15 protein-coding genes and 1 tRNA gene are annotated in these 20118 nt (G+C 67.4%); 13 read left to right on the forward strand and 3 right to left on the reverse strand.

What is annotated here, in order from left to right; translation table 11 throughout:
• Positions 1-34: 34 nt before the first annotated feature.
• The 9 genes from MST3598_RS08715 (at position 35) to MST3598_RS08755 (ending at position 12541) form a co-directional block, all read left to right on the forward strand.
• Positions 35-265, forward strand: a complete 231-nt coding sequence (locus MST3598_RS08715; RefSeq protein ID WP_021200598.1) for an HGxxPAAW family protein — start codon at positions 35-37, stop codon at positions 263-265.
• A 2-nt stretch (positions 266-267) separates the two neighbouring features.
• Positions 268-1038, forward strand: coding sequence for an indole-3-glycerol phosphate synthase TrpC (gene trpC / locus MST3598_RS08720; RefSeq protein WP_029259244.1), 771 nt, complete (start codon positions 268-270; stop codon positions 1036-1038).
• On the forward strand, positions 1038-2306 hold the full coding sequence (gene trpB, locus MST3598_RS08725; RefSeq protein ID WP_021200596.1) for a tryptophan synthase subunit beta: 1269 nt from the start codon (positions 1038-1040) through the stop codon (positions 2304-2306). Before trpC ends, trpB begins: the two co-directional genes overlap by 1 nt.
• Complete coding sequence (trpA, locus tag MST3598_RS08730; RefSeq protein ID WP_029259243.1) at positions 2303-3106, forward strand: tryptophan synthase subunit alpha; 804 nt, start codon at positions 2303-2305, stop codon at positions 3104-3106. The genes trpB and trpA overlap by 4 nt, the downstream gene beginning before the upstream one ends.
• 10 nt (positions 3107-3116) lie before the next feature.
• A complete protein-coding gene (lgt, locus tag MST3598_RS08735) occupies positions 3117-4142 on the forward strand; it encodes a prolipoprotein diacylglyceryl transferase (protein WP_021200594.1) in 1026 nt (341 codons plus the stop codon).
• 143 nt (positions 4143-4285) lie between these two features.
• Positions 4286-8809: a glutamate synthase large subunit gene (gltB, locus tag MST3598_RS08740; RefSeq protein WP_096359530.1), complete on the forward strand. Its 4524-nt coding sequence runs from the start codon at positions 4286-4288 to the stop codon at positions 8807-8809.
• On the forward strand, positions 8802-10268 hold the full coding sequence (locus MST3598_RS08745; RefSeq protein WP_021200592.1) for a glutamate synthase subunit beta: 1467 nt from the start codon (positions 8802-8804) through the stop codon (positions 10266-10268). Before gltB ends, MST3598_RS08745 begins: the two co-directional genes overlap by 8 nt.
• 58 nt (positions 10269-10326) lie before the next feature.
• Complete coding sequence (gene pyk, locus MST3598_RS08750) at positions 10327-11775, forward strand: pyruvate kinase (protein ID WP_021200591.1); 1449 nt, start codon at positions 10327-10329, stop codon at positions 11773-11775.
• A gap of 79 nt (positions 11776-11854) precedes the next feature.
• On the forward strand, positions 11855-12541 hold the full coding sequence (locus MST3598_RS08755; RefSeq protein WP_029259241.1) for an esterase/lipase family protein: 687 nt from the start codon (positions 11855-11857) through the stop codon (positions 12539-12541).
• A gap of 22 nt (positions 12542-12563) precedes the next feature.
• On the opposite strand, the gene MST3598_RS08760 is transcribed toward MST3598_RS08755, so the two are convergent.
• Both MST3598_RS08760 and MST3598_RS08765 read right to left on the reverse strand, forming a co-directional pair.
• Positions 12564-13823: an alpha/beta fold hydrolase gene (locus MST3598_RS08760; RefSeq protein ID WP_029259240.1), complete on the reverse strand. Its 1260-nt coding sequence runs from the start codon at positions 13821-13823 to the stop codon at positions 12564-12566.
• An 83-nt stretch (positions 13824-13906) separates the two neighbouring features.
• Positions 13907-13989: transfer RNA gene (locus MST3598_RS08765), tRNA-Leu, on the reverse strand.
• Between the two features lie 100 nt (positions 13990-14089).
• On the opposite strand from MST3598_RS08765, the gene MST3598_RS08770 reads away from it, so the two are divergent.
• Both MST3598_RS08770 and MST3598_RS08775 read left to right on the forward strand, forming a co-directional pair.
• Positions 14090-14710 carry an ANTAR domain-containing response regulator gene (locus tag MST3598_RS08770; RefSeq protein WP_017830602.1) on the forward strand — a complete coding sequence of 207 codons (621 nt, stop codon included), beginning with the start codon at positions 14090-14092 and terminating at the stop codon, positions 14708-14710.
• A gap of 2 nt (positions 14711-14712) precedes the next feature.
• Entirely contained in the window at positions 14713-15288 is a 576-nt protein-coding gene (locus tag MST3598_RS08775) for a GNAT family N-acetyltransferase (RefSeq protein WP_231494443.1), read from the forward strand.
• Here the strand turns inward: MST3598_RS08775 and MST3598_RS08780 are convergent.
• Positions 15263-15691, reverse strand: a complete 429-nt coding sequence (locus tag MST3598_RS08780; protein WP_021200587.1) for a hotdog fold thioesterase — start codon at positions 15689-15691, stop codon at positions 15263-15265. The two genes, MST3598_RS08775 and MST3598_RS08780, sit on opposite strands and share 26 nt — an antisense overlap.
• 45 nt (positions 15692-15736) lie before the next feature.
• Between MST3598_RS08780 and polA the strand changes: the two genes are divergently transcribed.
• Positions 15737-18370 (forward strand): DNA polymerase I, encoded by a 2634-nt coding sequence (gene polA, locus MST3598_RS08785; protein WP_029259238.1) that lies wholly within the window; start codon positions 15737-15739, stop codon positions 18368-18370.
• A 41-nt stretch (positions 18371-18411) separates the two neighbouring features.
• Complete coding sequence (locus MST3598_RS08790) at positions 18412-20088, forward strand: DUF885 domain-containing protein (protein ID WP_029259237.1); 1677 nt, start codon at positions 18412-18414, stop codon at positions 20086-20088.
• Positions 20089-20118 lie beyond the last annotated feature (30 nt).

A 20118-nucleotide genomic window follows, 5' to 3' on the forward strand; every position in this document is an offset into this window, starting at 1 on the left:
TTCCGAACCGCACGTCGTCCCCCCGGAGGAGAACATGACCAACCCGATCGCCGACCCCGGCCACGGACACTCGCCTGCCGCCTGGACCGCCGTCGTGATCATGCTGGTCGGCGTCGCCGCCGGCACCGTCGCCTTCTGCTTCGAGCAGCCCGCCCTCGTCGTGGCCTCGGTCGCGCTCATCCCGATCGGTGCGATCGTCGGCTGGGCGCTCGCGAAGGCCGGTTACGGCGTGAAGGGTCCGAAGTACGCTCCGAAGGCGCACTAATGGTGCTCGCCGACCTGACGGCCGGCGCTGTCGCAGACGCTGAGCGTCGCTCCCTGTCGCGCCCGCTGGCCACTGTCGAGCGAGACGCTCTCGCACGCCCCGCGGCCAAGGACGCCCTGTCGTTCCTCGCACCGTCGGATCGGGTGAAGATCATCGCGGAGGTCAAACGCGCGAGCCCCTCGCGAGGAGCTCTCGCCGACATCCCCGATCCCGCGCTGCAGGCTTCCCTGTACGAGGCGGGCGGCGCCTCCGCGATCAGCGTCCTCACGGAGGAGCGTCGTTTCGGCGGAAGCCTCGCCGACCTCGAGGCCGTCACGGCCCGGGTCTCGCTGCCGGTGCTGCGCAAGGACTTCATCGCCACCCGCTACCAGGTGCTCGAAGCACGTGCGGCGGGTGCCGACCTCGTTCTGCTGATCGTCGCGGGCCTCGAGCCCGCGGTGCTCCGTGATCTCTTCGGCTTCATCGGCGAGCTGGGCATGACCCCTCTCGTGGAGACGCATTCCGCGGATGAGCTCGAGGCCGCGATCGATCTCGGCGCGCCGCTGATCGGCGTGAACGCGCGAGACCTCAAGACCCTCGAACTCGACCGCGACCTCTTCGGGCGCCTGGTCGATCGAATCCCCGACACGGCGGTGAAGATCGCGGAGTCCGCGGTGCTGACGCCCGCCGATGTCGTGCACTACCGCTCCGCCGGCGCCGATGTCGTCTTGATCGGCGAGGCGCTCGTGACCGGCGACCCGGTCGCCACCCTCAAGAGTTTCCTGGAGGCATGATGAGCCTGCGCGACCAGCACGGCCCCTTCTTCGGCGAGTTCGGCGGGCGCTACATGCCTGAGTCGCTCATCGCCGCGATCGATGAGCTGACGGTGGCCTATGAGGCGGCGATCGTCGATCCGGAGTTCCGAGCCGAGCTCGCGCACCTGCTCAGCTCGTACGCCGGCCGCCCTTCCGCCATCACCGAGGTACCGCGGTTCGCCGAGCACGCCGGGGGTGCGCGCATCTTCCTCAAGCGCGAAGACCTCAACCACACCGGCTCGCACAAGATCAACAACGTGCTCGGTCAGGCGCTGCTGACCAAGCGTCTGGGCAAGACCCGCGTGATCGCCGAGACCGGTGCCGGTCAGCACGGCGTCGCGACGGCGACCGCAGCGGCGCTGTTCGGTCTGGAGTGCACCATCTACATGGGCGAGGTCGATACCGAGCGTCAGGCGCTCAACGTCGCCCGCATGCGCCTTCTGGGCGCGGAGGTCGTTCCGGTCACCTCGGGTTCGCGAACGCTCAAGGACGCGATCAACGACGCCTACCGCGACTGGGTGGCGTCGGTCGAGACCACCAACTACATCTTCGGTACCGCGGCGGGACCGCACCCGTTCCCCGCGATGGTCCGTGATTTCCAGAAGATCATCGGCGAAGAGGCGCGTGCCCAGCTGCTCGACGAGGTCGGTCGTCTGCCGGACGCCGTCATGGCGTGCGTCGGCGGCGGATCCAACGCGATCGGCATGTTCGACGCGTTCCTCGATGACGAGGGCGTCAAGCTCTACGGCGTCGAGGCGGCGGGCGACGGCGTCGACACCGAGAAGCACGCGGCGTCGATCGAGCGGGGCCGCCCCGGTGTGCTGCACGGTGCGAAGACCTACGTCCTCCAGGACGCCGACGGCCAGACCGTCGAGTCGCACTCGATCTCCGCCGGACTCGACTACCCGGGCGTCGGTCCGGAGCACTCGTGGCTCGCCGACATCGGTCGTGCCGAGTACATCCCGGCCACCGACGACGAGGCGATGCAGGCGCTGCGTCTGCTCAGCCGGACAGAGGGGATCATCCCCGCCATCGAGTCGGCGCACGCTCTCGCCGGTGCCCTGCGCATCGGCCGCGAGCTCGGCCCCGACGGACTGATCGCCGTGTGTCTGTCCGGCCGCGGCGACAAGGACATGGACACCGCGGCGCGCTACTTCCAGCTCTACGACGAGGCCGCTCTGGCCCACGATGTCGCCGCGGAGAGCGAAGAGGAAGAACTGGCCGCGAAGGGGGAGCCGCAGCTATGAGCCGCGTCGAACAGGCGATCCAGCGCGCACAGGACGCCGGGCGCAGTGCCTTCGTCGGCTATCTGCCCGTGGGTTTCCCCGACCTCGAGACGAGCATCCAGGCGGCCATCGCCCTCGCCGAGAACGGTGTCGACATCATCGAGCTGGGCCCGCCGTACAGCGACCCGGTGATGGACGGCGCGATCATCCAGGAGGCGACCACCAAGGCCCTGGCGGCAGGTTTCCGGATGGCCGACCTCTTCACGGCGATCCGCGCGATCACGGCGGCGACCGATGTGCCCGTCCTCGTGATGACGTACTGGAACCCGGTCATGCAGTACGGCATCGACCGTTACGCGGACGACCTGCTCGCTGCGGGCGGCGCCGGATTGATCACGCCCGACATCACACCCGACGCGGCCGGGGAGTGGATCGCCGCGAGCGAGCGGACGGGCCTGGACCGGGTATTCCTCGCCGCTCCGACCTCTTCCGACGAGCGTCTCGACCTTGTGGTGAAGTCGTCCACCGGGTTCGTCTACACGGTCTCGACCATGGGCATCACCGGGGAGCGCGCTGAGCTCGATCGCGCCGCCCGCACCCTGGTCGGGCGTCTTCGCGCGCACGGCGCTCACCGTGCATGCGTCGGCATCGGCATCTCCACCGCCGAGCAGATCGCCGGAGTGTCGGAGTATGCCGACGGCGCGATCGTCGGCACCGCGCTCGTCCGCGCCCTGCGTGACGGCGGCGTGCCCGCCCTTGCGGAAGTCACCCGAAACCTGGCCTCCGGCACCTCGTCGGCACGCCCCGATCACGAGAACTAGAATCGCACTCATGTCACTCGCGCTCCACAGCACCTTCACGAACGTGCTCGCCAGCATCCCGAGCCCCACGGTCTCGTACTTCGACCTCGGGCCCATTCGGATCCACTTCTACGCGCTGTGCATCATCGCCGGCATCATCGTGGCGACCTTCCTGACGAATCACCGTCTCACCAAGCGCGGCGCGGAGCCGTGGGTCGTCATCGACATCTCGATCCTGGCCGTGCCCCTGGCGATCATCGGTGCGCGCATCTTCCACGTCCTGACCCACCCGAACGACTACTTCGGGGAGGGGATCAACACCTGGAACCCCTTCCAGCCCGGCTCGGTGTGGGCGATCTGGGAGGGCGGAATCGCGATCTTCGGCGCCCTCATCGGCGGTGCGATCGGTGCGTACCTCGGGTGCCGTTGGACCGGTATCCGCTTCTGGACGTTCGCCGACGCCCTGGCCCCGGGCCTGCTGTTGGCGCAGGCCATGGGCCGCTTCGGCAACTGGTTCAACAACGAGCTCTTCGGTCTTCCCACGGACCTGCCCTGGGGGCTGGAGATCCCGTCCACGAACTCGGCCTTCCCCCCGGGGCTGCCCGAGGGCACGCTGTTCCACCCGACCTTCCTCTACGAGGTTCTCTGGAACGGACTGGGAGTCATCGTCCTGCTCTGGCTCGGCCGCAAGCTCTTCTTCCAGTGGGGCCGTCTGTTCGCCATCTACCTGATCTGGTACAGCGCAGGCCGCATCGTCTGGGAGTCGATCCGCATCGATCCGAGCGAGATCATCCTCGGCCTGCGCAGCAACGTCCTTGCCGCGATCATCGGCGTCCTCGTCGGTCTCGCGATCCTCATCGTCCAGACACGTCGACACCCCGGACTCGAGCCTTCGCCGTACCAGCCGGGCCGCGAACGGACGGACGTGGACGCTGATGTACAATCGCAGAACAATCCCTCTGACTTCGTGGACGTGAGCGAGCCTCCGACCGAAGAAGTCACCGCAGGAGCCACCGCCACAAGCACTGCTCCCACGAGCGAGGACGGCTCTCGATAACGCCGCCTCGTGGCGGGAGAACCATTGCACTGAACGAGCGGGCCGACGTCGTCCCCGGGTTTCACTCGAAGATCTGAGGACGGTAACTGGTGTACTTCCAGCCCCCTTACGGCGCCTCCGGCGCATACCCCCCGAAGCAGGGCATGTACAACCCGGCGTTCGAGAAGGACGCCTGCGGCCTCGCCATGGTCGCGACCCTGCGCGGCGAAGCCGGGCACGACATCATCGCGTTGGCCCTCGAGGCCCTGCGCAACCTGGAGCACCGCGGAGCCATCGGCTCGGATGCGGGCACCGGGGACGGCGCCGGCATCCTGACGCAGATGCCCGATGCGTTCCTCCGCGCCGTCGTCGGCTTCGAACTGCCGCCCGTGGGGGAGTACGCGGCCGGACTGGCGTTCCTGCCCCGCGATTCGAGCGAGCGCCGCCAGCAGAAGGCCGGGATCGAGAAGATCGCCCGCTCCGAGGGCCTCCGGGTCCTCGGCTGGCGCGACGTCCCCACCGCCAACGAGAACCTCGGCAAGCTCGCCGATGAGGCCCGTCCTGCCTTCGAGCAGCTCTTCGTGAGCGCCGGCGGGGCGACCCACACCGATGCGCCGCTCACGGGCATCGCCCTCGACCGTGTCGCCTACCGGCTGCGCAAGCGCGCCGGTCACGAACTCGGCGCCTACTTCGTCTCGCTCTCGGCGCGCACGCTCGGCTACAAGGGCATGGTCACGACGCTCCAGCTCGAGCCGTTCTACCCCGACCTGCAGGATGAGCGCTTCGCGTCCGAACTCGCCGTGGTGCACTCCCGGTACTCCACGAACACGTTCCCCTCGTGGCCGCTCGCGCAGCCGCTGCGCATGCTCGCCCACAACGGTGAGATCAACACGGTCGGAGGCAACCGCAACTGGATGCGCGCCCGCCAGTCTCAACTCGAATCCGAACTGCTGGGCGACATCACCCCGCTCCTGCCCATCTGCACCGACGGTGCCAGCGACTCGGCCTCGTTCGACGAGGTGCTAGAGCTGCTGACCCTCACCGGCCGCAGCCTGCCGCACGCCATCATGATGATGGTTCCTGAGGCCTACGAGAAGCAGGCCGACATCACACCGGAGCTGCGCTCGTTCTACGAGTACCACTCCAACCAGATGGAACCGTGGGACGGCCCTGCCGCTCTGATCTTCACCGACGGCACGCTCGTCGGTGCCACGCTCGACCGCAACGGCCTGCGTCCTGGACGCTGGACCGAGACGACCGACGGGCTCGTGGTCATCGGTTCCGAGACCGGCGTGCTGCAGTTCGAGCCGGAGCGCATCAAGCGCCGTGGTCGCCTGCAGCCCGGGAAGATGTTCCTCGTCGACACCGCGCAGCGCCGCATCGTCGAGGACAGCGAGATCAAGCACGACCTCGCCACGATGCATCCGTGGCAGGAGTGGCTGGACGCCGGTGCCGTGCGTCTTGCCGAGCTGCCGGAGCGCGAGCACATCGTGCACCCGCCGGCATCGATCACTCGCCGTCAGCGCACCTTCGGCTACACCGAGGAGGAGGTCCGCATCCTCCTCACCCCCATGGGGCAGACCGGCGTCGAGCCGCTCGGCGCCATGGGATCGGACACGCCGATCGCTGTGCTGAGCAAGCGTCCGCGGCTGTTGTTCGACTACTTCACGCAGCAGTTCGCGCAGGTGACCAACCCGCCTCTCGACTCGATCCGCGAAGAGGTCGTGACGAGCCTCAAGCTGGGCCTCGGCCCGGAGAGCAACCTGCTGTCGTGGGGGCCGGAGCACACCCGCACGGTCTCGCTCGACTTCCCGGTGATCGACAACGACGAGCTCGCGAAGATCCGCCACATCGACAAGGCCATGCCCGGCCGGTCGAGCGCGACCATCCGAGGTCTGTACCACTTCGATGCCGGGCCCCAGACGCTGCAGGACCGGCTCTCCGAGATGTGCGCAGAGGTGGACGAGGCGATCGAGAACGGCGCCGAGTTCATCATCCTGTCGGACCGCGACTCCAACAAGGACCTCACCCCGATCCCGTCTCTCCTCATGGTGTCGGCGATCCATCACCATCTCATCCGGCGCGAGAACCGCATGAAGGTCGGTCTCATCGTCGAAGCGGGTGACGTCCGCGAGGTGCACCACGTCGCGACGCTGATCGGCTACGGCGCCTCCGCCGTCAACCCGTACCTCGCTATGGAGACGGTCGAGCACCTCGTGCGCACCGGCTACATCAACGGCATCACGCCCGAGAAGGCGGTCAAGAACCTGATCTACGCGCTCGGCAAGGGCGTGCTCAAGATCATGTCGAAGATGGGCATCTCCACGGTGTCGTCGTACGCGGGCGCTCAGGTGTTCGAGGCGGTCGGCCTCAGCCAGGAGTTCATCGACGCGTACTTCACGCGCACCGAGTCCAAGCTCGGCGGTATCGGCATCGAGGAGATCTTCGCCGAGAACCAGGCGCGCCACGACTACGCGTATCCCGAGGATGCGGCCGCACGTGCGCACGAGCGTCTGTGGACCGGCGGCGAGTACCAGTGGCGTCGGGACGGTTCTCCGCACCTGTTCAATCCGGAGACGGTGTTCAAGCTGCAGCACTCGACGCGCACACGGCGGTACGACATCTTCCGCGAGTACACGAAGCTCGTCGACGAGCAGGCCGCAGAGCTGAAGACCCTGCGCGGACTCTTCACCCTGCGCACCGGCACACGCAAGCCCGTGCCGCTCGACGAGGTCGAACCGGTCTCCGCGATCGTCAAGCGGTTCTCCACGGGGGCGATGAGCTACGGCTCGATCTCCCGGGAAGCGCACGAGACCCTCGCGATCGCGATGAACAGCATCGGGGCCAAGTCGAACACGGGCGAGGGCGGCGAGGACCCCGATCGGCTGGTCGACCCCGAGCGCCGCAGCTCGATCAAGCAGGTCGCCTCCGGACGCTTCGGCGTCACGAGCCTCTACCTCACCGAGGCGGACGACATCCAGATCAAGCTCGCGCAGGGTGCCAAGCCCGGCGAGGGAGGTCAGCTGCCCCCGACCAAGGTGTACCCCTGGGTGGCACGTACACGTCACGCGACCGCCGGGGTGGGCCTGATCTCGCCGCCGCCGCATCACGACATCTACTCGATCGAAGACCTCAAGCAGTTGATCTTCGACCTGAAGAGAGCGAATCCCGAGGCACGCATCCACACCAAGCTGGTGAGCCAGTCGGGCATCGGTGCGGTGTCGGCGGGTGTCGCGAAGGCACTGAGCGACGTCATCCTGGTCTCCGGTCACGACGGGGGAACGGGTGCCAGCCCGCTGAACTCGCTCAAGCACGCGGGTACGCCGTGGGAGCTCGGTCTCGCCGAGACGCAGCAGACGCTCATGCTCAACGGCATGCGCGACCGTGTGGTCGTGCAGGTCGACGGGCAGCTCAAGACCGGTCGCGATGTGATCATCGGAGCCCTGCTGGGAGCCGAGGAGTTCGGCTTCGCCACGGCTCCGCTCGTGGTCAGCGGCTGCATCATGATGCGCGTATGCCACCTCGACACCTGCCCGGTGGGCGTCGCGACCCAGAACCCGGTGCTGCGCGAGCGGTTCACGGGCAAGCCCGAGTTCGTCGTGAACTTCATGGAGTTCATCGCGGAGGAGGTGCGCGAGCTCCTCGCCGAACTCGGATACCGCTCGATCGACGAGATCGTCGGCCGTGCCGACCTCATCGAGGTGAACGCCGCTGTCGAGCACTGGAAGGCCGAGGGGCTCGACCTCACTCCGGTGCTCGAAGGACCGGTGTTCCCTGCGGGTGAGCCGCGTCGCAGCGGGCGCACACAGGATCACGAGCTCGAGAAGCACTTCGACGTGCAGCTCATCGACATCGCGAAGGGGGCGCTCCTCAACGGCGAACCCGTCGTGGTGGAGCTGCCCATCGCCAACACCGAGCGCGCCGTGGGCACGATGCTGGGTCACCAGGTGACCTCGCGGCACGGGGCGGCGGGTCTGCCGCAGGGCACGATCGACGTCACGCTGCACGGCACCGCCGGACAGTCGCTCGGCGCGTTCCTGCCGCCGGGGATCGTGCTCCGCCTCGAGGGCGATGCGAACGACTACGTCGGCAAGGGGCTCTCCGGCGGCGACATCACGATCCGCCCGCCGCGCGGCTCCGCGATCGCTCCGCACGAGAACGTGATCGCCGGCAACGTGATCGGCTACGGCGCGACCTCGGGGACGATGTTCATCTCGGGCGTCGTCGGCGAGCGCTTCCTCGTGCGCAACTCCGGTGCGACCGCTGTCGTCGAGGGCGTGGGTGACCACGCTCTGGAGTACATGACGGGTGGTCTGGCCGTGATCCTCGGGTCGACCGGGCGCAACTTCGGCGCCGGCATGTCCGGGGGAGTGGCGTATGTGCACGCGCTCGACACGAGCAAGGTGAACGCGCAATCCCTCGGGAGTGGAGAGCTGCTGCTCGAACCGCTCGATCGAGCGGACCTCGAGGTGCTGCGCAGCCTGCTGGTCGCGCATGTCGAGCGCACGGCGTCGCCGTTGGCCTCGTCCTTCCTCGAGAGCTTCGAGGAGACCGCTGCAGAGTTCGTGAAGGTGCTGCCTCGTGACTTCGCCGCTGTGCGGAGCATGCGCGAGGAGGCGCTGGCCGAGGGGATCGACCCCGACGGCGACATCGTGTGGAACCGCATCCTGGAGGTGACCGGTGGCTGATCCCAAAGGCTTTCTGAAGGTGACCGAGCGGGAACTCCCCGCACGACGTCCGGTGCCGGTGCGCATCATGGACTGGAAAGAGGTCTACGAGCCCGGTGACAAGCAGGTGCTCCGTCGTCAGGCCGGCCGTTGCATGGACTGCGGTGTGCCGTTCTGCCACCAGGGGTGCCCGCTCGGCAACCTGATCCCCGAGTGGAACGACCTGACGTGGCGCGGTGAGGGTCGCGCGGCGATCGAGCGTCTGCACGCCACCAACAACTTCCCTGAGTTCACGGGACGGCTGTGCCCTGCGCCGTGCGAGAGCTCGTGCGTGCTCGGCATCAACCAGCCGGCCGTGACCATCAAGCAGATCGAGGTCTCGATCATCGACGAGGCGTTCGCGAAGGGCTGGGTCGAACCCGAGCCGCCGGAGCGCCTGACGGGCAAGACCGTCGCTGTCGTCGGATCGGGACCGGCGGGTCTCGCCGCCGCGCAGCAGCTCACCCGCGCCGGGCACACCGTCGCGGTCTTCGAGCGTGACGACCGCATCGGAGGTCTGCTCCGCTACGGCATCCCCGACTTCAAGATGGAGAAGACCCAGCTCGAGTCGCGTCTTCGTCAGATGCAGGAGGAGGGCACCCGCTTCCGTGCCGGTGTCGAGATCGGCAAGGACATCTCCTGGCCCGATCTGCGCGCGCGGTACGACGCGGTCGTCATCGCCACCGGATCCACGGTTCCTCGCGATCTCGCGATCCCCGGCCGTGACCTCGACGGGGTGCATTTCGCCATGGAGTACCTCGTGGAGTCGAACCACGCGGTCGCGGGAGACAAGGTCGCCGATCAGATCAGCGCCGAGGGCAAGCACGTCATCGTGATCGGCGGCGGTGACACCGGAGCGGACTGCATCGGCACCGCTCACCGTCAGGGCGCACTCAGCGTCACCAACCTCGCGATCGGCAAGCAGCCGGGGGACACGCGTCCCGACCACCAGCCGTGGCCGATGATGCCGACCGTGTTCGAGGTCTCGTCTGCGCACGAGGAGGGCGGCGAGCGGGTGTTCCTCGCGTCGACCGTCGAGTTCCTCGGAAACGAGGTCGGCGAGGTCCGAGCCCTGCGTGTCGCCGAGACCGAGTACGTCGATGGACGCCGTGTGCCCAAGAGCGGCACCGAGAGGGAGATCCCGGCCGACCTCATCCTGATCGCGATGGGATTCACCGGTCCCGAGCAGGGCGGATACACCGAGGACACGCTTCCGCAGGTGACCGACCGGGGTGCGTTCCGTCGCGACTCCTCGTACGAGTCGACGGTTCCCGGCGTGTTCGTGGCCGGCGACGCCGGACGCGGTCAGTCGCTCATCGTCTGGGCCATCGCCGAAGGGCGTGCGGCGGCGGCGAACGTCGACCGGTTCCTGATGGGCACCACCGTGCTGCCCGAGCCGGTGCGCCCGAGTGATGTCGCGATCGGTCTCCAGCCCGCGTAGGCTGAGGCCGGCACCGTCGCCTGATTTACCTTCCCCCACTTCTACCCTGGAGAAATCTTTGAGACGCGCGAAAATCGTCGCCACCCTGGGCCCCGCCACCTCCACCTATGAGACGGTGCGCGCACTGATCGATGCGGGGGTGGATGTCGCTCGACTGAACCTCAGCCACGGCGACTACTCCGTGCACGAGAACAACTACGCCAACGTGCGTCGTGCCGCAGAAGACGCCGGCCGTGCCGTCGCCATCCTCGTCGACCTGCAGGGCCCGAAGATCCGTCTCGGCAAGTTCGAGAACGGCCCCTACGAACTCGCCAAGGGCGACATCTTCAAGATCACCACCGAGGACATCATCGGCAACAAGGACATCAGCGGGACGACCTTCAAGGGTCTGCCGCATGACGTCAAGCCGGGAGACTTCCTCCTGATCGACGACGGCAAGGTCCGGGTCGAGGTCGTCGAGACCGACGGCGTCACCGTCACGACCAAGGTCATCGTCGCCGGTGCCGTGTCCAACAACAAGGGCATCAACCTGCCCGGCGTCGCCGTCAACGTCCCCGCGCTGAGCGAGAAGGACGAAGACGACCTGCGCTGGGGTCTGCGCATCGGTGCCGACCTGATCGCCCTGTCGTTCGTGCGCAACGCCGCCGACGTCGAGCGTGTGCACGAGATCATGGCGGAAGAGGGCGTCCGCGTCCCTGTCATCGCCAAGGTCGAGAAGCCGCAGGCCGTCGACGCGCTCGAAGAGATCGTCGACGCGTTCGACGCGATCATGGTCGCTCGTGGCGACCTCGGTGTGGAACTTCCGCTCGAGGCCGTGCCGATCGTGCAGAAGCGCGCCGTCGAGATCGCGCGTCGTATGGCCAAGCCGGTCATCGTCGCGACGCAGATGCTCGAGTCGATGATCAGCAGCCCGGTGCCGACCCGCGCCGAGACCTCGGATGTCGCGAACGCCGTGCTCGACGGCGCGGACGCGGTCATGCTGTCGGGTGAGACCAGCGTCGGCGACTACCCGGTGGTCGTCGTCGAGACCATGGCGCGGATCATCGCGTCCACGGAAGAGCACGGCTTGGAGCGCATCGCGCCCCTCACGACCAAGCCCCGCACCCAGGGTGGTGCCATCACGCTTGCTGCTCTCGAGGTCGCCGAGTTCGTCGACGCGAAGTTCCTCTGCGTGTTCACGCAGTCGGGCGACTCCGCGCGTCGTCTGTCGCGCCTGCGCTCGCGCATCCCGATGATCGCGTTCACGCCCGAGCCGGGCATCCGTCGCCGTATGGCGCTGACCTGGGGCATCCGTTCGACCCTGGTCGACATGGTGCAGCACACCGACCTGATGTATCACCAGGTCGACGAGTATCTGCTCGGCAACGGTCTCGCCGAGGAAGGGGACAAGGTCGTCGTGATCTCCGGCTCCCCTCCCGGAATCGTCGGATCGACGAACGACCTTCGTGTGCACAAGGTCGGCGATGCGATCCGCGGTGCAGCTCCGATCTACAAGGCCGGCGTCTGACGCACAGCATCCAGAGGGGGCGGGACTTCGGTCCCGCCCCCTCTGTCATGCGCATCGGGTAGTTTTCACTCATGGAGCCGTGGTGTCGTCGGAGGAGCCTGTCATCGGCGTGCTGAAGAACGCGGGGTGGTGGATCGCCGACTACGTGTACGCCGGGTACTGGCAGGTGCGCGCGATGTTCGGCCGCACCGATCCGGCATCCTTCGCATCCGGGAGTGCGGCGCACATCATCGTCCTTCCGGGCGTCTATGAGACGTGGCGGTTCCTGCAGCCGCTCGTCGCCGCCATGCACGACCGCGGGCATCCGGTCCACATCGTCGATACGCTTCACCGGAATCAGCGACCGGTGGCGGACATGGCGCGGGCTGTGGAGGCGTTCCTGACGGAGAACGGGCTCGACGATGTGATCCTCGTCGCCCACAGCAAAGGGGGTCTCGCGGGAAAGGTCGTGATGACGGGTCCCGCGGGCGAGCGAGTGCGTTCGATGCTCGCGATCGCGACCCCGTTCGGGGGTTCGCGCTATGCCCGGCTCATGCTGTCGCGGACTCTGCGGGAGTTCTCACCGGAAGACCCGTCGATCGTGAGCCTCGCGCAGCAGCTCACGGTGAACGAGCGGATCGTGTCGGTCTATGCGGCGTTCGACCCCCATATCCCGGAGGGGAGCGAACTCGCCGGAGCCAAGAACGTCCGCCTCGACACGGGCGGGCACTTCCGGATCCTCGCCCACCCGCGCGTTCTGGCAGAGCTCGCGATTCTGGCGGAGTAGCTCCCCGTCGAGAAGCAGAAGGTCACCGGCAGCCGTCCGACGGAGGTCGGTCTCCGTCCAGCGTCGGGAGCCAGAGCAGCAGGTCGGGCAGGGCGGCATAGGCGGCGAGGCCGTGGGTGACGTCAGGATAGCGGTGGAACGTCACCTCGGCGTTCTGCGTGCACAGCAGCTTCACGTAGCCCTCGGTCGCGCTCGGCAGCACGAGTTCGTCGGCTTCTCCCTGGCCGACGAAGACGGGCACTCTGAGGGGACTGTTCCCCGCACTGTTCTCCCGCAGCATCGTCTGCCACGGCTCGGTCGTGGCGGGGTCGCTCCGAACATACCCGCCGACCAGCGGGTCGGCGATCGCGTGGATCTCCTCGTTCTGCGTGAGCAGGCACAGCGCGGCCATGTCCGGCGTCGCCTTCAGCCCGGCGGGCGTGAGGATGTCTGTGATCTCCGTGGCGCCGTACTGCTCGGCGTAGGCGGCCTCGTAGGCCGGGACGGCGAAGGAGGCGATCGTGACGCCGGAGAGGTTCACGATGTCGTCGGTCATCAGAGCGTTCAGGTTCGCTGCGGGGGCCGCCACAGCGACACCTTCGATCGTGAGCTCGTGCGCGTACTCCGCTGCACGTTCCGCAGCGAAGAGCACAGCCTGCCCGCCTTGCGAGTGTCCCCACAGCACGACCCGGTCGCTCACGTGTGCGTCGTCGATCCGTCGCGCCGCCCGGACGATGTCGAGCACACTGTTGGACTCGGGCACGCCGAGCAGATACGACGACGCGCCTTCGACGCCGAGCCCCGGATAGTCAGTGGCCACGACCGCGTAGCCCTCGGCGAGCAGCTCATGCATCCCCTCGATGTACTGGAACGGATCCAGGCCGCGTGAAGGCGCACACGTCGATGCCGCACCGGTGGTGGGATGGCCCCAGGAGATCACGGTGCGTCCGCCCTCGGGAGCAGGCCCATCCGGGACGATCACCACGCCGGAGACCGGGATGTCCGCCCCCACGAGATCGCGAGAGTGGTAGATCACGCGCCACGCGACGGTGCCCACGGGTGCGCTCTCGATCGACTCGATGCGGATGATCTCGCCCGGATCTTCCCGGGGCGGGGGAGAGGGGAGGGTGTAGAACGCGGGATCCGCTCGGGCTTCGTCCTGCTCGGCGAGCGTTCTCCGTGTCACCTCGGCGGCGAGGAGCATGAGAGCCACGGCGAGGACGACGCCGATGACGATGAGGACACGGCGCCGACGTCGCGGACGTGCAGCGTGTGCGGCAGGCAGCTCGTCGCCTCTGTGCATAAGGACTTTCTAGCGCACGGGGCCGTTTCGAGGGAGAGGACCGGCGGGCGCGGAGGAGACGACGGAGGTAGTCTCATCGAGGGTGCCGGCGGTGGGACTCGAACCCACACGCCCTTTCGGACAAAGCATTTTGAGTGCTCCGCGTCTGCCATTCCGCCACGCCGGCTCGTGTGTCGCGTCTACGACTTTAGCGCAGACGAGGCGCGTGAACGTCCGCGCCGAGCGCCTAGGGCCTGTGGACAGGGGCACTCCACTAGGATGGTTGTGTGACAGAGCAAGAAGAGCAGGCTGAGCAGCCCACGTCATCCGCACCCCGACGCGTCGTCGTCGCCGAAGATGAGTCGCTGATCCGTCTCGACATCGTCGAGATCCTCCGCGACAACGGCTTCGATGTGGTCGGTGAGGCCGGTGACGGAGAGACCGCTGTCGCTCTGGCGACCGAGCTGCGTCCCGACCTGGTCATCATGGACGTCAAGATGCCTCAGCTCGACGGCATCAGTGCCGCCGAGAAGCTGCACAAGGGCAACATCGCCCCCGTCGTCCTCCTCACGGCATTCAGCCAGAAGGAACTCGTCGAGCGTGCCAGCGAGGCGGGTGCTCTCGCGTACGTCGTGAAGCCGTTCACCCCGAACGACCTCCTGCCCGCGATCGAGATCGCGCTGGCCCGCCACGAGCAGATCATCACGCTCGAGGCCGAGGTCGCCGACATGGTCGAGCGCTTCGAGACCCGCAAGCTCGTCGACCGTGCCAAGGGCCTCCTCAACGAGAAGATGGGCCTGAGCGAGCCCGAGGCGTTCCGATGGATCCAGAAGGCGTCCATGGACCGCCGTCTGACGATGCAGGACGTCGCCAAAGCGATCATCGAACAGCTCGCTCCCAAGAAGTAGCGGTGGACGCCGGGATCCTCCGGCTCGATACCGAGCACATCCTGCGGCCCGTACGGCGGGGCGATGGCGCTGCGCTCTCGCGCGCCTATCTCGCGAACCGCGAGCATCTCGCACCGTGGGAACCCACCCGCAGCGAGGCGTTCTTCTCCGTCGACTCGCAAGAGCAGCATGTGCAGAAATGCGTGGATGATGCGGCCAGTGGCCGCAGCATCCGCTTCGTCATCGAATCCGATGACGGAGAGATCCGCGGACGGATGAACATCAACAACATCGTCCGTGGCGCGTTCTGGAGCGCCGACCTCGGATACTGGGTCGACAGGTCGAGGCTGCACCGTGGGCTCGCGAGCCGCGGGGTCGCGCAGATCATCGAGTACTCGCGCGCAGAACTGCGCCTCCATCGGCTGCAGGCGGCGACGCTGCTGCACAACCTCGGGTCACAACGGGTGCTGCTCGGAAACGGCTTCGAGCGCATCGGTATGGCGCCGAGATACCTCCGCATCGCGGGGGAGTGGCAGGACCACCTGCTGTTCCAGCGACTGCTGGAGGAACCGCTCAGCGCTCGGCGGGAAGGTCCTTGATCATGTTGGTGATGCGGATCGTCGAGCAGCGACGCCCCTGATCGTCCGTGACCACGATCTCGTGAACGGTGATGCTCCTGCCCAGGTGCACGGGCGTGCACACTCCCGTGACGACACCCGAGGTCGCCGACCGCGTGTGCGTCGCGTTGATGTCGACACCGACGGCGAGTCGGCCGGCACCGGCGTGCAGGTTCGCCGCCATCGATCCGAGGGATTCCCCGAGCACCACGTAGGCGCCGCCGTGCATGAGTCCCACCGGCTGGGTGTTGCCTTCGACGGGCATGGTCGCGACGCAGCGCTCGACGCTGAACTCGACGAACTCCATGCCCATCTTCTCGGCCAGAGCACCCATTCCACGGGCCGTGGCCCAGTCGAGTCCCTCGCTCATCGCGACGTCGCTCATGCATCCTCCTCAGCGGGTGTCTGTCGTCCTCGTTAGGCTGACAGGGTGACGGACTCCGCAAAGCCTACCCTCATGGTCGTCGACGGCCACTCGCTCGCCTATCGTGCCTTCTTCGCCCTCCCGGTCGACAACTTCACGACCAAGGACAATCAGCACACCAACGGCATCTACGGCTTCCTGTCGATGCTGGTGAACCTCATCAAGGCCGAGCAGCCGACGCATCTGGCGATCGCCTTCGACACCTCGCGTCATTCGTTCCGCACGGATGAGTACCCGGAATACAAGGCGACGCGGTCGGAGTCGCCGCAGGAGTTCAAGGGTCAGATCCCTCTCCTTCAGGATTGCCTCGCCGCGATGTCCATCCCGGTCCTGACGAAAGAGGGGATCGAGGCCGATGACATCCTCGCGACCCTCGCGTCGCAGGGCGCGGAGCAGGGCTTCGAAGTGCTCGTCGTCTCCGGCGACCGCGACACCATCCAGCTCGTCAACGACGATGTCACTCTGCTGTACCCGTCGGTGCAGGGTGTCTCCCAGCTCAAGCGCTACGACCCGTCCACCGTTCAGGAGCGATACGGGGTGCGACCAGAGCAGTACCCCGACATCGCGGCACTCGTCGGGGAGACGAGCGACAACCTCCCCGGCGTGCCGAAGGTCGGCGAGAAGACCGCGGTCAAGTGGCTCACGCAGTTCGGCTCGCTCGATGAGCTGATCGCCCGTGCCGATGAGATCAAGGGCGTGGTCGGCGGCAACCTCCGCGAACACATCGAGGACGTCCGTCGCAACCGCAAGCTCAACCGCCTGCTCACCGACGTCGAGCTTCCGGTCGGCCCCGCCGATCTCGCGGTGGCACCGATCGATCCGCAGGCTGTGCGTGACATCTTCGCGCGCCTCGAGTTCCGCACCCTGTTGCCTCGCGTCTTCGAGGCCGTGGGCGCAGGCGAGGTCGCCGACGACCCCGCATCCGTCGTCGTCCTTCCCGTCCCCGCTGAGGTGACGCCGACCGACCTCGCCACGTGGGCCGCGGCTCAGGAAGGCGACGTCTCTCTGCGCATCACGACCCAAGGCGGGGTCCCCGTGCGCATCGGTGCCGCCACGCTGACCGAGCTCCGCGAGACCGACTGGGCAGACGCCGCCGCCGAAGCGTTGCGCGGATGGATCGAGTCCGATGCGCCGAAGGTGCTCCACGACGCGAAGCCGCAGGTGAAGGCGCTGATCCGCCAGGGCATCCGCCTCGGCGGGCTCGCCTACGACACGAGCCTGGCTGGCTGGCTGCTGCGCCCCAGCTTCCCCGACAAGACGCTCTCCGATCTGGTCGAGCGCTACCTCGGCGAGAAGCTTCCCGAGGCCGATCCGACGCAGCTCGTCCCCGAGACGGAGGGGGCCACCCCGTCGCAGGAGGCATGGTTCGCGCTTCGCGTCGCCGATGCGCTTCGCGAAGACATCCCCGAGCCGGTCGCCGCGGTCCTGGTCGACATCGAGCTCCCGACACTGCTCACCCTCGCCGATATGGAGGTCGCGGGCGTGGCGGTTTCTCACGACGTGCTGTCGACATTCTCCGGTGAGCTCGCCACCCGAGCCGAAGGGCTTGCGCAGGAGGCGTTCTCCGTCGTGGGACGGGAGTTCAACCTCGGCTCGCCCAAGCAGCTCCAAGAGGTCCTGTTCGAAGACCTCCAGCTTCCCAAGACCCGCAAGACCAAGACCGGCTACTCGACGGATGCCGCGGTGCTGGCCGACCTGCAGGAGAGCAATCCCCATCCCTTCCTGAGCCTTCTGCTGCAGCATCGCGAAGCCACAAAGCTGCGCCAGATCATCGAGTCGCTCGACACGGCCATCGGCGACGACCACCGTGTGCACACGACCTATGTGCAGACCGGAAGCCAGACCGGTCGTCTCTCCAGCACCGATCCGAACCTGCAGAACATCCCGGTGCGCACCGAGGAATCTCGCCGCATCCGCAGTGCTTTCGAAGTCGGCGAGGGGTACGAGTCTCTGCTCACGGCTGACTACTCGCAGATCGAGATGCGCATCATGGCGCACCTGTCCGGTGACGAAGGATTGATCGAAGCGTTCAACAGCGGAGAAGACCTTCACCGCTTCGTCGGCGCGCGGGTGTTCGGCGTCGAGCCGAGCGACGTCACTGCGGCCATGCGCACCAAGGTGAAGGCCATGTCGTACGGTCTCGTCTACGGCCTCTCCGCCTTCGGTCTCTCCAAGCAGCTGCGTATCGAGCAGTCCGAGGCCAAGCAGCTCATGGTCGAGTACTTCGCACGTTTCGGCGCCGTGCGCGACTATCTGCGGGCCTCGGTGATGAAGGCGAAGGAGGTCGGTTACACCGAGACGATCTTCGGTCGCCGTCGTCCGTTCCCTGACCTGGCGAGTCCGAACCGGGTGCTGCGTGAGAACGCCGAGCGTGCGGCGCTCAACGCTCCGATCCAGGGCAGTGCGGCCGACATCATGAAGATCGCGCTCCTGCACATCCACGACGATCTCCGGTCCGAGCAGCTCTCCTCTCGTGTGCTGCTGCAGATCCACGACGAACTCGTGGTCGAGGTCGCTCCGGGGGAGTGGGATGCCACGGAGCGGATCGTGCGCGCCCGGATGGGGGATGCGGCCGAGCTCTCGGTGCCGCTCGACGTGCAGGTCGGACGCGGCCGCGACTGGAACGAAGCGGCGCACTGAGACCCGGCGGCGAGAGGGGGTCGGGGATTAGGCTGACAACTATGACTTCAGCTCCCCGCACTCCCTCCGCCATCGACGCCGTCGCCGATGAATGGGTCGACACGATCGCGGTACTGGCGCCCACTCTCGGGACCTACATCGGCCGCGACGAGGTGAACGATCGCTTCGGTGACCTGAGTCCCGCGGGGCATGAAGAGATCGCCGCTGCGACCCGCGCGACGCTCGACAGGCTCTCGGCCCTCGAGCCCGTCGACGCGATCGACGAGGTGACCAAGACCGACCTGGGCGCGGAGCTGCGTCTCGATCTCGAGTTGCACGACGCGAAGTGGCATCTGCGCGATCTCAACGTCATCGCCTCGGCGGCGCAGGATGTGCGCGCGGCCTTCGATCTGATGCCGACCGCGACCGTCGAGAACTGGGACGTGATCGCGACGAGGCTCGCCGCTGTTCCCGACGCCCTCCGTGGCTACGTCGAGACGCTGCGCACCGGTATCGCCGAGGGGGTGACGCCGGCACGTCGTCAAGTGATCGAGGTCGCGACGCAGATCGACCGTTACACCGCGGATGACGGATTCTTCGCCGCGTTCGTCGCGGAGGCCGACCCCGAAGAAGGCCAGCTGCCCGCCTCGCTCGCGCGTACTCTCGCCGACAACTCCGCCGCCGCACGCGTCGCGTACGACGAGCTGCGCCGCTTCCTCGCGGAGGAACTCGCCCCCACCGCCGGAGAGGTCGACGCCGTCGGACGCGACCTGTACGCGCTCAACTCCCGTCGCTTCCTCGGGGCGACGATCGACCTCGACGAAACTTACGAGTGGGGCCGCGAAGAGCTCGCGCGCATGGTGGCGGAGCAGACCGCGATCGCGAATGAGATCCTGCCGGGGGCCTCCGTCGAAGAGGCCGTGGCCCACCTCGAAGCCGACCCTGCCCGCAAGCTCGTGGGCACCGACGCTCTCCAGAAGTGGATGCAGGAGACGAGCGATCGCGCGGTCGCCGAACTCGGAGCCTCCCACTTCGACATCCCCGAGGCGATCCGCACGCTCGAGTGCATGATCGCGCCCACCCAGGAAGGTGGCATCTACTACACGGGCCCGACCGACGACTTCTCGCGTCCCGGTCGTATGTGGTGGTCCGTTCCCGAGGGCGTCACGGAGTTCGACACCTGGCGAGAGCTCACCACCGTCTTTCATGAGGGCGTGCCGGGCCACCACCTGCAGATCGCCCAGGCCGTGTACAACCGGGCCGAGCTCAACTCCTGGCGCCGGCTGTTGGCCGGCACCTCGGGCCACGCCGAGGGGTGGGCCCTGTACGCCGAGCGTCTGATGGAGCAGCTCGGCTACCTCGACGATCCCGCCGATCGACTCGGCATGCTCGACGGGCAGCGTATGCGGGCGGCCCGTGTGGTGCTCGACATCGGCGTACACCTGGGCAAGCCACGTCTCGATGGCACGGGAGTGTGGGATGCGGAGTATGCGCTCGACTTCATGCGCCAGAACGTGAACATGTCGGATCAGTTCGTGCAGTTCGAGGTGAACCGCTACCTCGGCTGGCCGGGGCAGGCTCCGTCGTACAAGGTCGGTCAGCGCATCTGGGAGCAGGTGCGTGACGGCGTCCGTGCGGCGGAGGGCGACGCCTTCTCCTTCAAGGGCTTCCACAAGCGCGCGCTCGACATGGGTGGGGTCGGCCTCGACACGCTGCGCAGCGCGCTGCTTCCGCGCTGACGGGAATGCGATTCGATCGCCGCGTGTTCA

It is taken from the genome of Microbacterium sp. TPU 3598, assembly GCF_002356155.1.
GTDB classification, from domain to species: domain Bacteria; phylum Actinomycetota; class Actinomycetes; order Actinomycetales; family Microbacteriaceae; genus Microbacterium; species Microbacterium maritypicum_A.

What these genes read in the sequence shown, in the direction of transcription:
- MST3598_RS08715 (WP_021200598.1), top strand. Translation starts at nt 35, where the DNA reads ATGACCAACCCGATCGCCGACCCCGGCCACGGACACTCGCCTGCCGCC.
- trpB (WP_021200596.1), top strand. Translation starts at nt 1,038, where the DNA reads ATGAGCCTGCGCGACCAGCACGGCCCCTTCTTCGGCGAGTTCGGCGGG.
- trpA (WP_029259243.1), top strand. Translation starts at nt 2,303, where the DNA reads ATGAGCCGCGTCGAACAGGCGATCCAGCGCGCACAGGACGCCGGGCGC.
- lgt (WP_021200594.1), top strand. Translation starts at nt 3,117, where the DNA reads ATGTCACTCGCGCTCCACAGCACCTTCACGAACGTGCTCGCCAGCATC.
- gltB (WP_096359530.1), top strand. Translation starts at nt 4,286, where the DNA reads ATGTACAACCCGGCGTTCGAGAAGGACGCCTGCGGCCTCGCCATGGTC.
- MST3598_RS08760 (WP_029259240.1), bottom strand. Translation starts at nt 13,823, where the DNA reads ATGCACAGAGGCGACGAGCTGCCTGCCGCACACGCTGCACGTCCGCGA.
- MST3598_RS08780 (WP_021200587.1), bottom strand. Translation starts at nt 15,691, where the DNA reads ATGAGCGACGTCGCGATGAGCGAGGGACTCGACTGGGCCACGGCCCGT.
- MST3598_RS08790 (WP_029259237.1), top strand. Translation starts at nt 18,412, where the DNA reads ATGACTTCAGCTCCCCGCACTCCCTCCGCCATCGACGCCGTCGCCGAT.